The organism is Kutzneria kofuensis (assembly GCF_014203355.1).
Lineage (GTDB): Bacteria > Actinomycetota > Actinomycetes > Mycobacteriales > Pseudonocardiaceae > Kutzneria > Kutzneria kofuensis.
Map to the genome: position 1 here is coordinate 893,569 of NZ_JACHIR010000001.1, position 12,859 is coordinate 906,427.

General features: G+C 71.0%; 13 protein-coding genes. 6 read left to right on the plus strand and 7 right to left on the minus strand.

What is annotated here, in order from left to right; all coding sequences use genetic code 11:
• Positions 1-29 precede the first annotated feature (29 nt).
• The 3 genes from BJ998_RS04040 to BJ998_RS04050 all read left to right on the plus strand — a co-directional run bounded on the left by BJ998_RS04040 (position 30) and on the right by BJ998_RS04050 (position 2,962).
• The gene (locus tag BJ998_RS04040) at positions 30-815 is read left to right on the plus strand and encodes an EI24 domain-containing protein (RefSeq protein WP_184858594.1); all 786 of its coding nucleotides are present in this window, start codon (positions 30-32) and stop codon (positions 813-815) included.
• Positions 816-847: 32 nt separating this feature from the next.
• Positions 848-1,840 carry an alpha/beta hydrolase gene (locus tag BJ998_RS04045; RefSeq protein WP_184858596.1) on the plus strand — a complete coding sequence of 331 codons (993 nt, stop codon included), beginning with the start codon at positions 848-850 and terminating at the stop codon, positions 1,838-1,840.
• Positions 1,841-1,945: 105 nt separating this feature from the next.
• A complete protein-coding gene (locus tag BJ998_RS04050) occupies positions 1,946-2,962 on the plus strand; it encodes an alpha/beta hydrolase (RefSeq protein ID WP_184858598.1) in 1,017 nt (338 codons plus the stop codon).
• Positions 2,963-3,075: 113 nt separating this feature from the next.
• On the opposite strand, the gene BJ998_RS04055 is transcribed toward BJ998_RS04050, so the two are convergent.
• The gene (locus tag BJ998_RS04055) at positions 3,076-4,431 is read right to left on the minus strand and encodes a replication-associated recombination protein A (protein WP_184858600.1); all 1,356 of its coding nucleotides are present in this window, start codon (positions 4,429-4,431) and stop codon (positions 3,076-3,078) included.
• 45 nt (positions 4,432-4,476) lie between these two features.
• On the opposite strand from BJ998_RS04055, the gene BJ998_RS04060 reads away from it, so the two are divergent.
• A complete protein-coding gene (locus BJ998_RS04060; RefSeq protein WP_312889917.1) occupies positions 4,477-5,094 on the plus strand; it encodes a uridine kinase family protein in 618 nt (205 codons plus the stop codon).
• A gap of 216 nt (positions 5,095-5,310) precedes the next feature.
• On the opposite strand, the gene BJ998_RS04065 is transcribed toward BJ998_RS04060, so the two are convergent.
• From BJ998_RS04065 to BJ998_RS48995, 4 genes are all read right to left on the minus strand, one after another.
• On the minus strand, positions 5,311-5,712 hold the full coding sequence (locus BJ998_RS04065; RefSeq protein ID WP_184858603.1) for a RidA family protein: 402 nt from the start codon (positions 5,710-5,712) through the stop codon (positions 5,311-5,313).
• Between the two features lie 43 nt (positions 5,713-5,755).
• Positions 5,756-7,273: a long-chain-fatty-acid--CoA ligase gene (locus BJ998_RS04070; protein ID WP_184858604.1), complete on the minus strand. Its 1,518-nt coding sequence runs from the start codon at positions 7,271-7,273 to the stop codon at positions 5,756-5,758.
• 111 nt (positions 7,274-7,384) lie between these two features.
• Positions 7,385-8,479: a pyridoxal-phosphate-dependent aminotransferase family protein gene (locus BJ998_RS04075; protein WP_184858605.1), complete on the minus strand. Its 1,095-nt coding sequence runs from the start codon at positions 8,477-8,479 to the stop codon at positions 7,385-7,387.
• A gap of 27 nt (positions 8,480-8,506) precedes the next feature.
• Complete coding sequence (locus BJ998_RS48995) at positions 8,507-9,763, minus strand: S53 family peptidase (protein WP_184858606.1); 1,257 nt, start codon at positions 9,761-9,763, stop codon at positions 8,507-8,509.
• A gap of 98 nt (positions 9,764-9,861) precedes the next feature.
• Between BJ998_RS48995 and BJ998_RS04085 the strand changes: the two genes are divergently transcribed.
• Positions 9,862-10,491, plus strand: a complete 630-nt coding sequence (locus BJ998_RS04085) for a TetR/AcrR family transcriptional regulator (protein ID WP_246488510.1) — start codon at positions 9,862-9,864, stop codon at positions 10,489-10,491.
• Complete coding sequence (locus tag BJ998_RS04090; protein WP_184858608.1) at positions 10,488-12,149, plus strand: FAD-binding dehydrogenase; 1,662 nt, start codon at positions 10,488-10,490, stop codon at positions 12,147-12,149. Before BJ998_RS04085 ends, BJ998_RS04090 begins: the two co-directional genes overlap by 4 nt.
• A 51-nt stretch (positions 12,150-12,200) precedes the next feature.
• Here the strand turns inward: BJ998_RS04090 and BJ998_RS04095 are convergent, their stop codons facing one another.
• Both BJ998_RS04095 and BJ998_RS04100 read right to left on the minus strand, forming a co-directional pair.
• On the minus strand, positions 12,201-12,536 hold the full coding sequence (locus BJ998_RS04095; protein ID WP_184858610.1) for a hypothetical protein: 336 nt from the start codon (positions 12,534-12,536) through the stop codon (positions 12,201-12,203).
• A gap of 80 nt (positions 12,537-12,616) precedes the next feature.
• On the minus strand, positions 12,617-12,760 hold the full coding sequence (locus BJ998_RS04100) for a hypothetical protein (RefSeq protein ID WP_184858611.1): 144 nt from the start codon (positions 12,758-12,760) through the stop codon (positions 12,617-12,619).
• Between the last annotated feature and the right edge of the window lie 99 nt (positions 12,761-12,859).

Sequence of the window (12,859 nt, forward strand, 5' to 3'; positions counted from 1 at the left end):
TTGACACGAACGGCTATCCTCCTGCTCTCATGATCAGGGACTTCTTCGCGGGCATCGGCCTGCTGCTGCGGGGCTTCGGCATCGTGTTCCGAACGCCCCGGCTCCTGCTGCTCGGGGCGCTGCCGGCGGTGGTCACCGGCGGGCTGCTGCTGGCGCTGGTGATCACGCTCGGCATCTTCGCGCCCGACCTGGTCGCGCTGGCCACGCCGTTCGCCGACGGCTGGGACGCCACGTACCGGGAGATCTTCCGCGACCTGGCGGCCGTGGCACTGGTGATCGCGCTGCTGTTCCTCGGGCTGCTGGTGTTCGCCGCGGCCACGCTGGCCATCGGCGCGCCGTTCTACGAGTCGATCGCCCGCCGGGTCGAGGACCAGCTCGGCGGCGTGCCGACCGAGAACGACACGTCCTGGTGGACCGACACCGTGGACAACGCCAAGGTCGTGGGCGCGTCCGCGCTGCTGGCGGTCCCGCTGTTCCTGATCGACCTGGTGCCGGTGGTCGGCGAGACCGCCGGGCCGGTGATCGGCGTCTGCGTGAGCGCCTGGATGTTCGGGCTGGAGCTCAGCGTCGTGCCGTTCTCACGGCGAGGGTTGCCGCTGGCGGCCCGACGGCACCTGCTCGGCCGGCGGCGGGCGCTGGCGTTCGGCTTCGCACTGCCGGCGTATCTGCTGTGCCTGGTGCCGCTGCTGGCGATCGTCGTGATGCCGGCTGCGACCGCCGGCGGCACCCTGTTGGCCCATCGGTTGCTGGAAGAACAGGCATCCGCACCAGTCTCGCTACCCCGACCGGATTCAGAAAAGCCTTTCTTGCCCTAGGCTCCCTCCGGAACGATCTTCGGGAGGCAGCGATGCGGTGGTGGGCCACGGCGGCCGTCCTGGCGCTGCTGGTCGGTCTGGCCGCGCCCGCGACGGCCGCGACCAGCTGTCGGGACGTGACCGTGCCGGTTCAGCTCGACGTGGTGTTACCGGCACAGGTCCACGGCCGGCTGTGCGAGCCGCCGAGCGGCTCCGACCATGTGCAGCTGCTGGTGCACGGCGCCACGTACGACTCGCGATACTGGGACGAGCCCGTCGGTGACGGCCGGTTCTCGTACGTGCGGCGGGCCCTTGCCGACGGCTGGGCGACGCTGGCGATCGACCGCATCGGCTACGGACAGAGCACCCGCGTGCCCAGCATCCTGCTCACCGCCAGCACGCAGGCGATCACCGTGCACCAGGTCATCGCCGAGCTGCGGCGATCCTTCGACAAGGTGGTGCTGGTCGGGCACTCCGTCGGCAGCGCGGTGGCGTTGATCGAGACCTCGCTGTACAACGACGCCGACGCGCTGGCGCTGACCGCCCTCACGCACCGGCTGTCGCCCGTGGGACTGGCCTCCGCGCTGGCCGAAGACGTCCGTCCGGTCACTGTGGACCCCAGTCCGCTGGCCAAGGAGTACGACCCCGGTTACCTGACGACCGTGTCCGGTCACCGGGCCAAGCTGTTCTACGGACCGCATCCGGATCCGGAGATGCTGGCGTACGACGAGGCCACCAAGGGAGTCGTCTCCGCCACCGAGATGGCCGACGCCATCGCGGTCGGGTTCACGCTGCCGACGTCGCGGGCCATCACGGTGCCCGTGTACCTCGTGGACGGTGGTGTGGACACGTTGTTCTGCAGTCGTTTCGCCGGCGGCAACTGCTCCGCCGGCTCGTCCTTGGCCGCCCAGGAACGGCTCTACTTCGCCCATGCGCGCAGCTTCACCGCCGCTGTTCTACCCGGTGCCGGCCATGACCTGAACTTCGAACCGCGTGCGGCCGCGTACGAAGACGCGTTGAACGCCTGGGCCGACACCAACGCCTGACCCCTTCTTGTCCTAAACGTGTCGTAGCTCCGGTGTTGTCCGGAGTTAGGCTGCTTGCCCTGTCCACACAGCACAATCCCGGGGGCAACCCGAGGAGGTGCCGCAATGCGTTGGCGTGCAATGGGTGTTGGCCTGACGGCGGCCGTGGCGATGATCGGACTCGCGGCCCCGGCGACCGCGACGACGACGTGTCAGGACGTGTCCGTGCCGGCACAACTGGATCTGCTGCTGACGGTTCAGGTGCACGGCCGGCTGTGTGTGCCGGCCGGCGCGGACAAGGTGCAGTTGCTGGTGCACGGAGCGACGTACGACAGCAGATACTGGGACGAGCCGGTGGAAGGCAACCTGTACTCGTACGTGCGGGAGGCCACTGTGGACGGTTGGGCGACGCTCGCCGTCGACCTCGTCGGCTACGGGCAGAGCACCAAGGTCCCCAGCGCGACACTCACCGCGACCACGCAGGCACTGGTCGTGCACCAGCTGATCGGCAAGCTGCGCGCGGGAACCATTGGCGGGCATGCGTTTCCGCGGGTGCTGTTGTCGGCCCACTCGGTCGGCGGCGCCGAGGCCGTGATCGAGACCTCGCTGTACAACGACGCCGACGCGCTGGCCGTGTCCGGGATGAGCCACATGCTCTCCGTGCCGCAGCTGCTGCAGACGTTCACCTCTGGCCTGCATCCGGTCACTCTGGACCCGAGCCCACTGGCCACGCAGTACGATCCCGGCTACCTGACCACCGTGCCCGGCACCCGCGGAACCCTGTTCTACGGCCCCGATCCCGACCCCGTGATGGTGGCGTACGACGAGGCCACCAAGGGGGCCATCTCCGGCACCGAGGCCGCCGACGCCATCAGCCTCGGCTTCGTGCTGCCCACGTCGCGGGCCGTGCACATCCCCGTCTACCTCGTGCTCGGCGACTCGGACAAGCTGTACTGCTCGGCCGTGCTCGGCACCGACTGCACCGACAACGCCTCGCTGGACGCGCAGGAACGGCCGTACTTCGCCAACGCCAGCAGCTTCACCGCCGTTGTCGTGCCCGACTCCGGCCACGACGTCAACCTCTCGCCGAACGCCGTCAGCTACGAGACCGCCCTGAACACCTGGGCCGACACCCACATCTGACACCCCGGCGAGTCACGCTCTGCGGCACACCGAATGTAGGTTTCGCGCAGATCTGAGGCTCACATCTGCCCGGTTCTCACATTCGGTGGGTCTGAGAGCGTGACTCGCGGGGGTCACTCCTGGCCCCTGATGACCTTTCGCAGCTTCGGCACGCGGTCGGCCAGGGCGCGTTCGTTGCCGCGGTTGGTGGGGTTGTAGTAGTCCCGGCCGACCAGGTCGTCCGGCGGGTACTGCTGGGTCAGCACGCCCTCGGGAACGTCGTGCGGGTACCGGTAGCCCTGGGCGTTGCCCAGCTTCTTCGCCCCGGCGTAGTGGCCGTCGCGCAGGTGCGGCGGCACCGTGCCGGTCGCGCCCTTGCGCACGTCGGACAGAGCCGAGTCGATCGCCATGACGGTGGCGTTGGACTTCGGCGCGGTGGCCAGGTGGATGGCGGCCTGGGCCAGGTTGATCCGGGCCTCGGGCATGCCGATCAGCTGCACGGCCTGGGCCGCCGCCACGCACACCTGGATCGCCGTCGGGTCGGCCATGCCGACGTCCTCGCTGGCGTGCACCACCAGCCGGCGGGCGATGAAGCGCGGGTCCTCGCCGGCCTCGATCATCCGGGCCAGGTAGTGCAGCGTCGCGTCGACGTCGGAGCCTCGGATGGACTTGATGAACGCGCTGATGACGTCGTAGTGCTGGTCGCCGTCGCGGTCGTAGCGGACGGCCGCCTTGTCGACGGTGGCCTCCAGCGTGGCGAGGTCGATGACCTCCGCGCCGGTCGACGCGGCCGACTCGGCCGCTGCCTCCAGCGCGGTCAGCGCGCGGCGGGCGTCGCCGCCGGCCAGCCGGACCAGGTGGTCCTCGGCCTCCGGCGACAGCGTCGGCGAGCCGCCGAGGCCGCGCTCGTCCGTCACGGCCCGGCGGACGACCTCCCGCACGTCCTCGTCCGTGAGGGATTTCAGTTGCAGCACAAGGGATCGCGACAGCAACGGGGAGACGACCGAGAAGAACGGGTTCTCCGTGGTCGCCGCGACCAGCAGCACGATCCGGTCCTCCACCGCGCCCAGCAGCGCGTCCTGCTGCGTCTTGGAGAACCGGTGCACCTCATCGATGAACAACACCGTGGCCTCGCCGGAGCGGCCCAGCCGGCGGCGCGCGTCGTTGATCACCTCGCGGACTTCCTTCACGCCCGCCGACAGCGCCGACAGCGCGACGAACCGGCGGCCCGTCGCCTGCGAGACCAGCGTGGCCAGCGTCGTCTTGCCGGTGCCCGGCGGCCCGTACAGCATCACCGAGGCCGGCGCCGCGCCCTCCACCAGCCGCCGCAGCGGCGCGCCCGGGCCGAGCAGGTGCCTCTGGCCGACGACCTCGTCCAGCGACCGGGGACGCATCCGCACCGCGAGGGGCGCGTTGGCCGCCACCTGCGCCCTGCTCCGCTCCTCGACGTCGGCGCCGAACAGCCCGCCGTCGTACAACCCGTCGCTCATGAGTTCGACGTTACAACGCCGGCGCGTGTGAGATACTCGTTACCCGTGCCGTCAGCTTCCGTTCATCCGCGCGTCGTGCTGCTGGCCGGGCCCTCCGGCTCCGGCAAGTCCACCCTCGCCGCCCACCTCGGCTGGCCCGTGCTGCGACTGGACGACTTCTACCGTGAGGGCACCGATCCGCTGCTGCCCCGGGACGAGGCCGGCCGGGTCGACTGGGACCACGAGAACTCCTGGAACACCGACGACGCCCTGGCCGCGATCGTCGAGCTGGCCTCGACCGGCGAGGTGTCGGCGCCCGTCTACTCCTTCGGTGAGGACCGCCGCACCGGCTGCCACCGGGTCGAGCTGGGCGACTCGCCGCTGTTCCTGGCCGAGGGCCTGTTCGCCGACCGGCTCGTCACCGGCTGCCGCGACGCCGGCGTGCTGGCCGACGCCCTCGTGCTCGCCCCGCCCGCCGCGAAGACGTTCTTCCGCCGGCTCGTCCGGGACGTCGCCGAGGCCCGCAAGCCGCTGCCGGTGCTCGTCCGCCGGGGCCTGCGGCTGTGGCGGGAGCAGCCGGCCGTCGTGCGCCGCTGCCTGAACGCCGGCATGCGCCGCACCACCCCCGAGTGCGCCACCGCCGAGCTGGCCGACGTCGCCGCCGCGGCGGCCGTTGCCGCTTGACGCTTCCGGTCGTCATCGTCGACCTCGACGACACGCTGATCCCCGACGTCTCGGCCGCCCGTGCGGCGATCGAGCTGGTGCGGCAAGAGTTCGGCGTGGTTGCCGACGTCGATGCCGTGCTGGTTGCCGCCCCGGCGAGGTGGGGTGGCCCAAGGGCAGCCCGGAGTTCGCTGACGTCGTGCGAACCGCGCCCGACTTCGCCGCCTTCTGCCGCTGCTAGTCCGGGACCACCGCGACGGCGGTGATCTCCACCAGCTGACCGCCGTACCCGAGCATGCTGACGCCCAGCAGCGTCGAGCTGTGCGGGCCCTTGGCCAGGCCGGACGCCGTCACCACGTCCCACACCGCGACCAGGTCGGAGGGCTGTTCGGCCACGACGTACACGGTCGTGTTGACGACGTGTTCGAGGTCGGTGCCGGCCTGCCGGAGCTGCTCGGTCAGGTTGGCCAGCACCTGCTCGGCCTGGCGGACCCGGTCGCCGGGGCCGACGAGGTTGCCGTCCTGGTCCAGGGGGACCCCGCCCGCGGTGAACACCAGCCGCTCCCCCGGCTCGACGACGACGCTGTGCGAGTAGGTGGGCGGCGGGAACAGTCCGGGCGCGATGCGATGAGTGGCCATGGCACGGTTCTACCCCGTGACGTGGTGTCGGGCTTAGCGGATTTCAGATGGCGCGGTCGGGCCAGTACGGGCGGCGGAGGACCTTCTTGAGGATCTTGCCGGTGGCGTTGCGGGGCATCTCCTCGACGACGTCGATGGTGCGGGGCACCTTGTAGCCGGCCAGGCGCTCGCGGGCGTAGGCGACGAGCTCCTCGGGGTCGACGGTCTGGCCGTCGGCGGCCTGCACGACGGCCTTCACGGACTCGCCCCAACGGTCGTCGGGCACGCCGATGACGGCGACGTCCGCGACGGCGGGATGCTCGGCGAGCACGCGCTCGACCTCGGGCGAGTAGACGTTCTCGCCGCCCGTGATGATCATGTCCTTGACCCGGTCGACGATGTAGACGTAGCCGCCGTCGTCGAGGCGGCCGACGTCGCCGGTGCGCAGCCAGCCGTCGGCGGTGATCGTGTCGGCGGTGGCGGCCGGCTGCCCGAGGTAGCCGAGCATGGTCTGCGGCGTACGGAACCAGAGCTCGCCGACCTCGGCGTCCTCGCCGGTGGCGGGATCGACCACCCGCAGCTCGGCGCCGGCGATGGGCCGGCCGGCGGAGGTCAGCCGCTCCGGGTGGGCGGCGTCGCGGTGGTCCTCCGGACTGAGCACGGTGATCGCGCCCGCCATCTCCGTCATGCCGTACACCTGTACGAAGTCGGTGTCCGGCCAGGCGGCCATCGCGGCGCGGAGCAGCGGCAGCGGCATCGGCGACGCGCCGTAGATGAGGCGCTTGAGCCGGCCGAACGCCGTGATGGCGGGCTGGCCGGCGGCCATGATGCCGGCGACCACCGCCGGCACCAGGAAGGCGTGGGTGCAGCCCTGGGCGATGGCGCCGAGCAGGCCGGGGCCGCTCGGCTCGCGGAGCAGCGTCGACGGAATGCCTTCGCAGAAGCCGGACATCGCGTAGCAGGAGCCGCCGACGTGGAACAGCGGCATCGCCACCAGGCTGCGGAAGCCGTCCTCGACCGGCATGGCTTGCCCGGTGTTACGGGCGTGGGCGAGGACGTTGGCATGGCTGAGCAAAACGCCCTTGGGACGGCCGGTGGTGCCGGAGCTGTACATCACCAGCACGGGGTCCTCGGTTCGGACCTCGGACTGGACGGCTACGGGATCGGCGTCGGCGATGAGCTCCTCGTAGTCGCTGAGGAGGATCGTCGTCGGCCGGTCCGCGATGTCCTTCACGCCGGGGAGCAGGTCGTCGGCGACGAACAGCATCTTGGCCCCGGAGTCGCGGACCACGTAGTCCAGCTCGTCGGGGGCGAGGCGCCAGTTCAGGATCGCCGTCGCCGCCCCGAGCGAGCCGGCGGCGAGAATCACCTCCAGGCACGACAGGTTGTTCTTGTCGAGGTAGGCGACTCGGTCGCCGCGTCCGACCCCGGCCCTGCGCAGCGCACCCGCGACCTTCCGGATCCGGTCCCGCCACTGCTGCCAGGTGAAGCCCTGCGCCTCGTAGCTGATCGCCTCGGCGTCGGGCTTCACCTCCGCCCAGTGCTCGACCAGTTCCGGAAGCAGCCGCGCCTGTGCAGTCATGGCGTGACTTTCGCACCGCGCCAACGTGATGGCAATCGTTGTGCGTGCGCGAACGCGGACAACGACCCGGGTGCACGGTCGTGAGACGCGGGACGCCGGGACAGCCCTCGGTCAGAGCAGCTTGGCCAGCGCCGACAGCATCAGCTCGGCCCGGTCGAGCCGGGCGTTGTGGCCCATCAGGCCGATCCGCCAGACCGTCGACGCGTACCGGCCCGCACCCGCGCCGATCTCGATGTTGTACTCGGTGAGCAGCCGGTGCCGGACCTTCGGGCCGTCGACGCCGTCCGGCACCCGGACCGTCGTCAGCTCGGGCAGGCGGTGGCCTTCCGCCGCGAACAGTTCCAGGCCGAGATCCTGCAGGCCGGTCTGGAGGTACTCACCTGCGACGCGGTGCCGTTCGTACACGGTGTCCAGTGACTCGTCGAGGATCCGGCCGAGGGCCGCGTGCAGGGAGGCGATCATCGCCACCGGGGCCGTGTGGTGGTACGTGCGGCCGCCGGTCGCCGTGCCGGAGACGTAGTCCCCGATGAGTCCCAGATCCAGGTACCAGGTCGGCGGCTTCTGGACGCGGCGGTGCCAGGCCCGGTCGGAGACCGTGAACGGGGCCAGCCCCGGCGCCACCCCGAGGCACTTCTGGGTGCCGGAGTAGCCGATGTCGATGCCCCAGTCGTCGGCTTCGACCGGGATGCCGGCCAGGGAGGTCACGCAGTCGGCGATGACGACGGCGTCGGGGTCGCGGTCGTGGACCGCCGCGCCGAGGGCGGCGATGTCGCTGCGGACGCCGGTGGACGTCTCGGCGTGCACCGCGGCGACGATGGCGGGATTCGGGTGGGCGTCGAGGACCCGGTCGACGTCGATCGGCTGGCCCCAGTCGTGCTCGACCGGGACGACCGTGGCGCCGTAACGGGACGCGACGTCGACCATGCGCTGGCCGAACAGGCCGTTGACGGCGATCACCGCGGTGTCGCCGGGGTGGACCGTGTTGGCGAACGCCGCCTCCATGCCGATCGAGCCCGTGCCGGACAGCGGAAGGGTGCGGACGTTCGCGGTGCCCCAGACCGAGCGGAGGCGGGCGCAGGTTTCGTCGAGAAGCGTCAGGAACGCGGGGTCGAGGTGCCCCAGGAGCGGCGCGGCGAGGGCGGCAGTGGCCTCGGGGTACGGGTTCGACGGGCCCGGCCCCAGGAGAACGCGATCGATCAACGGCATAGGTGGAGCCTACGGAAGCGGTGGCGGTCAGAAGCCGGCCAGGCCGTTGGGGGTGCCCACGCCGGTGGGGCCGTCCCAGCCCTTGCCGGCGACGCACAGCTGGGGCGCGATGGTCTGGCAGGAGTGGGCGGCGCCGTTCTGGCCGAGGGAGACGTCGGTGAAGGCGCCGTCGGGCGCGGTGTAGAGGGTGTTGGGGCCGTCGACGCGGGAGGTGTGGCCGGCGCGGGCGTAGAGGGCGGCGATGAAGGGGGCGGCGGCGCTGGTGCCGCCGGCGATGTACCAGCCGCCGATGCCGTAGGAGTCGTAGACGGCGACGCCGGTGGCGGGGTCGGAGACGGCGGAGACGTCCGACGAGGCGCGGTGGCCGGAGCAGAGGGCGGCGACGGCGGAGGGTTGGCCGTGGGCGGGCGGGAGGTCGGTCTCGCAGGCGCTGCCGGCCTGGTTCCAGGCGTTGGAGACGAAGCCGTCCGAGGTCTGGTAGAGGGCGGTGCCGCCGGCGGAGATGACGGTGGGGAGGTTCTGCGGCCAGTAGCCGTGGACGTTGCCGTGGTAGCCGGAATCGCCGGACGACGCGACGAAGGCGATGCCGGGATGGGAGAAGACGGCGCTGACGGCGCCGGTGTTGATGTCCTTGGTGGACGGATAGCCGAAGCTCATGCTGACGGCGGAGGCGCCGGAGCGGATCGCGGTGTCCACGGCCTTGGCGATGCTGGGGACGGCGGCGCTGGAGGGGTGCAGGGCCGAGAGGTAGAAGTCCTCGGCGGGGGCCTGCACCAGGACGATCTTGCACGCCGGGCAGGCGGCGGAGATCATCTCGGCGTCCAACGCCGTCTCCAGGGAGAGTTCCTTCTCCTGGTCGGTGCCGTCGGGGTGCAGCGGCGGGCCGCCCTTGTAGTCGACGACCTTGAGGCAGCCGTCGGCGACCTTGCACGGGGGCAGGCCGAACTGGGAACGGTAGGTGGCCAGGTCGGACTCGAAGCCGGGATAGCCGCCGCCGTCGATGAGGGCGACGGTGCCGGCGGTTCCGGCCGACGCGGCGGGCAGGTGGTAGGCGGCGGCGAGCTCGGCGGCGCTGTAGCCGACCGGGACGACGGTCGCCAGCGGGGTGGTGGAGCCCTGGGCGACGGTGACGACCTCGGAGTTGCAGACGTCGCAGGTGGCGACCACGCCATGACTCTGCAGCAGGGTGCCGGCCTGCACCTGGTGATGCAGCGCGGTGGTATCGGGGTAAACGGACACAAGCGACGACGACAGCACCAGCGCCGCGACCATCCCGGCAAACACTGTGACCTCCCGAGCACTCTGCGTCACCTCAGTGTCGTGACAACTACCGGACTCCGCGCTTCCAGTTCACGGATGTATCCGATACATTCATGTATCAGATGGACACCACACCGAAGCGGGTCACCAAGCGCCGGGGCGAGACGCGCCAGCGGCTGCTCGACGCCGCCCTCCAGGTGTTCGCGGAGCAGGGCTTCGGCCGCTCGACGGTGGAACAGGTGTGCGAGCGGGCCGGCTACACCAGGGGCGCCTTCTACTCGAACTTCGCGTCGCTGGACGACCTGTTCCTGGCGATGTGGGAGCAGCGGTCGACCGAGCTGGTCGACGGGCTGCGGCAGGCGCTGGCCGACATGGAGGCCAAGAGCGTCAAGGACGTCCGCGGCGTGGTGGAGCTGGTGACACCGGCGGTGCGGGTCGACGACAGCTGGTACCGCGTCACGGCCGAGTTCACGGCCCACGCGCTGCGCAACCCCGGCCTGCGCCGGGTGATGAAAACACGGGAAGAGGCCATCGCCGGGGCGATCACGCCGGTGGTCTCCGCGCTGCTGCGAAGGATCGGGCGAGAAACACCCGATCAGGTGGCGTTGGGGCAGGCGCTGGTGGCCGTGCACGACGGCACCGCGGTGCAGTGCCTGCTGGAACCGGACAACCCCGCCGTGTGGCGGCGCCGCGCCGACCTGTTCGAACGGGTCCTGACGGCCTACAGCATCGAAACCGGAGGACGGTCATGACATTCGAGGCCGACGTCATCGTGGTCGGCGCGGGACTCGCCGGCCTGGTCGCCACGCACGAGCTGGTCAAGGCCGGCCGCAAGGTGCTGGTGCTGGACCAGGAGAACCGGAACAACCTGGGCGGCCAGGCCTTCTGGTCGCTGGGCGGCCTGTTCCTGGTGGACAGCCCGGAGCAGCGCCGGCTGGGCGTCAAGGACTCCTACGAGCTGGCCTGGCAGGACTGGCAGGGCTCGGCCGGCTTCGACCGCGACCAGGAGGACCACTGGGGCCGGCAGTGGGCGCAGGCGTACGTGAAGTTCGCGGCCACGGAGAAGCGCCAGTACCTGAGCGAGCTGGGCCTGCGGGTCACGCCGCTGGTGGGCTGGGCGGAGCGCGGCGGCGGGCTCGCCGACGGCCACGGCAACTCGGTCCCCCGCTTCCACCTGACCTGGGGCACCGGGCCGGAGGTGGTGCGGGTGTTCCTGGAACCCGTGCTGGAGGGGGAGAAGCGCGGGCTGGTGGAGTTCGCGTTCCGGCACCGGGTGGACGACATCGTCGTCGAGGACGGCGTGGCGGTCGGCGTGCGGGGCGCGGTGCTGGAGCCGACGGACCTGGAGCGCGGCAAGGCGTCCTCGCGGACCGAGGTGGGCGAGTTCGAGCTGCGCGCCAAGGCGGTCATCGTGGCGTCCGGCGGCATCGGGCACAACCACGAGCTGATCCGCCGGAACTGGCCGACGGACCGGCTCGGGCCGTGCCCGCAGACGATGATCTCCGGCGTGCCGGCGCACGTGGACGGGCGGATGATCGCCATCACCGAGTCGGCCGGCGGCAACATCGTCAACCGCGACCGGATGTGGCACTACACCGAGGGCATCAACAACTGGGACCCGATCTGGCCCGACCACGCCATCCGGATCATCCCCGGCCCGTCCTCGATGTGGTTCGACGCCACCGGCAAGCGGCTGCCCTCCCCCAACTTCCCGGGCTTCGACACCAACGGCACGATGAAGGCGATCCTGGCCACCGGCCACGACTACTCGTGGTTCGTGCTGACACAGTCGATCATCGAGAAGGAGTTCGCGCTGTCGGGTTCGGAGCAGAACCCGGACATCACCGGCAAGGACATCAAGCTGACCCTGACCGGCCGGCTGGGCAAGGGCGCGCCGGGCCCGGTGGAGGCGTTCAAGCAGCACGGCGTCGACTTCGTCGTCGCCGACAACCTGCAGGAACTGGTGGCGGGCATGAACAAGCTGTCCCGCGGCCCGCAGCTGTCCTACGACGACATGCTGCGCCAGATCCGTGCCCGCGACCAGGAGCTCCGCAACCCGTACACCAAGGACCTGCAGCTGATGGCCATCGCCAACGCGCGGCACTACCTCGGCGACAAGGTGTCCCGGGTGGCCAAGCCGCACCGCATCCTGGACCCGGCGCACGGCCCGCTGATCGCCGTCCGGCTGAACATCCTGACCCGCAAGACGCTCGGCGGCGTGCAGACCAACCTCGACTCGCAGGTGATGCGGCCGGACGGCGAGGCGTTCCCCGGCCTGTACGCGGCGGGCGAGGTCGCCGGCTTCGGCGGCGGCGGCGTGCACGGCTACAACGCGCTGGAGGGAACGTTCCTCGGCGGCTGCATCTTCTCCGGGCGGGCGGCGGGACGAGCGCTGGCCAAGAAGCTGTGAAGGCAAGAAGGCGGGCGGCCGCGAGGCCGCCCGCCCTCATTCACCAGTGAATCAGAAGCCGGCGAGGCCGTTGGGCACGCCGACGCCGGTCGGGCCGTCCCAGCCCTTGCCGGCGAAGCACAGCGCCGCCTCGGCAGCGGTGCAGGAGTGCGCGGGGGCGTTCTGGCCGAACTCGACGTCGGTGTCGGTCGGGTAGCCGTAGCTCATGCTGACCGCGGTCGTGCCCAGCTTCGCGGCGGTGCCCACCGCGGTGCCGAAGTCGGCCATGGCGGCGTCCAGATGCGCCTTGTCGCCGTAGAAGCCGTCCAGGAGCGGCAGCTGGAGTTCGATCAGCTTGCACGAGGGGCAGGCCGCCGAGGCCATGTCCATGTCCAGCGCGGTCTCCACGCTGATCGACTGCTCGGCCGGCTGGAGTTCGGGGTCGGTGGTCGGCGTCTGCGGCGCGCCGCCGTCCAGGCCGGCGACCGTCAGGCAGCGCGCAACGACTGGATCTGCGGCGTGACGGCGTGCGGATCGCCGGCCGCCTGCGCGACCGGGGCGAATGCGGTCAGGGCGGCGACAACGGCCGCGCCGACGGTGAGCAAGGTATTTCTGACGAACGATCCCGACACAGGTCCTCCACGAAAGGAATTACGGGAACCAACGCCAGGAGCGTAACCACACACACCGTGACCCGAGCGGACCACAACGAAAGGATTACCGGTCACGGC

Coding starts and splice junctions, on each gene's coding strand:
- BJ998_RS04040 (WP_184858594.1), top strand. CDS start 30: ATGATCAGGGACTTCTTCGCGGGCATCGGCCTGCTGCTGCGGGGCTTC.
- BJ998_RS04045 (WP_184858596.1), top strand. CDS start 848: ATGCGGTGGTGGGCCACGGCGGCCGTCCTGGCGCTGCTGGTCGGTCTG.
- BJ998_RS04050 (WP_184858598.1), top strand. CDS start 1,946: ATGCGTTGGCGTGCAATGGGTGTTGGCCTGACGGCGGCCGTGGCGATG.
- BJ998_RS04055 (WP_184858600.1), bottom strand. CDS start 4,431: ATGAGCGACGGGTTGTACGACGGCGGGCTGTTCGGCGCCGACGTCGAG.
- BJ998_RS04065 (WP_184858603.1), bottom strand. CDS start 5,712: ATGGCCACTCATCGCATCGCGCCCGGACTGTTCCCGCCGCCCACCTAC.
- BJ998_RS04070 (WP_184858604.1), bottom strand. CDS start 7,273: ATGACTGCACAGGCGCGGCTGCTTCCGGAACTGGTCGAGCACTGGGCG.
- BJ998_RS04075 (WP_184858605.1), bottom strand. CDS start 8,479: ATGCCGTTGATCGATCGCGTTCTCCTGGGGCCGGGCCCGTCGAACCCG.
- BJ998_RS04085 (WP_246488510.1), top strand. CDS start 9,862: ATGGACACCACACCGAAGCGGGTCACCAAGCGCCGGGGCGAGACGCGC.
- BJ998_RS04090 (WP_184858608.1), top strand. CDS start 10,488: ATGACATTCGAGGCCGACGTCATCGTGGTCGGCGCGGGACTCGCCGGC.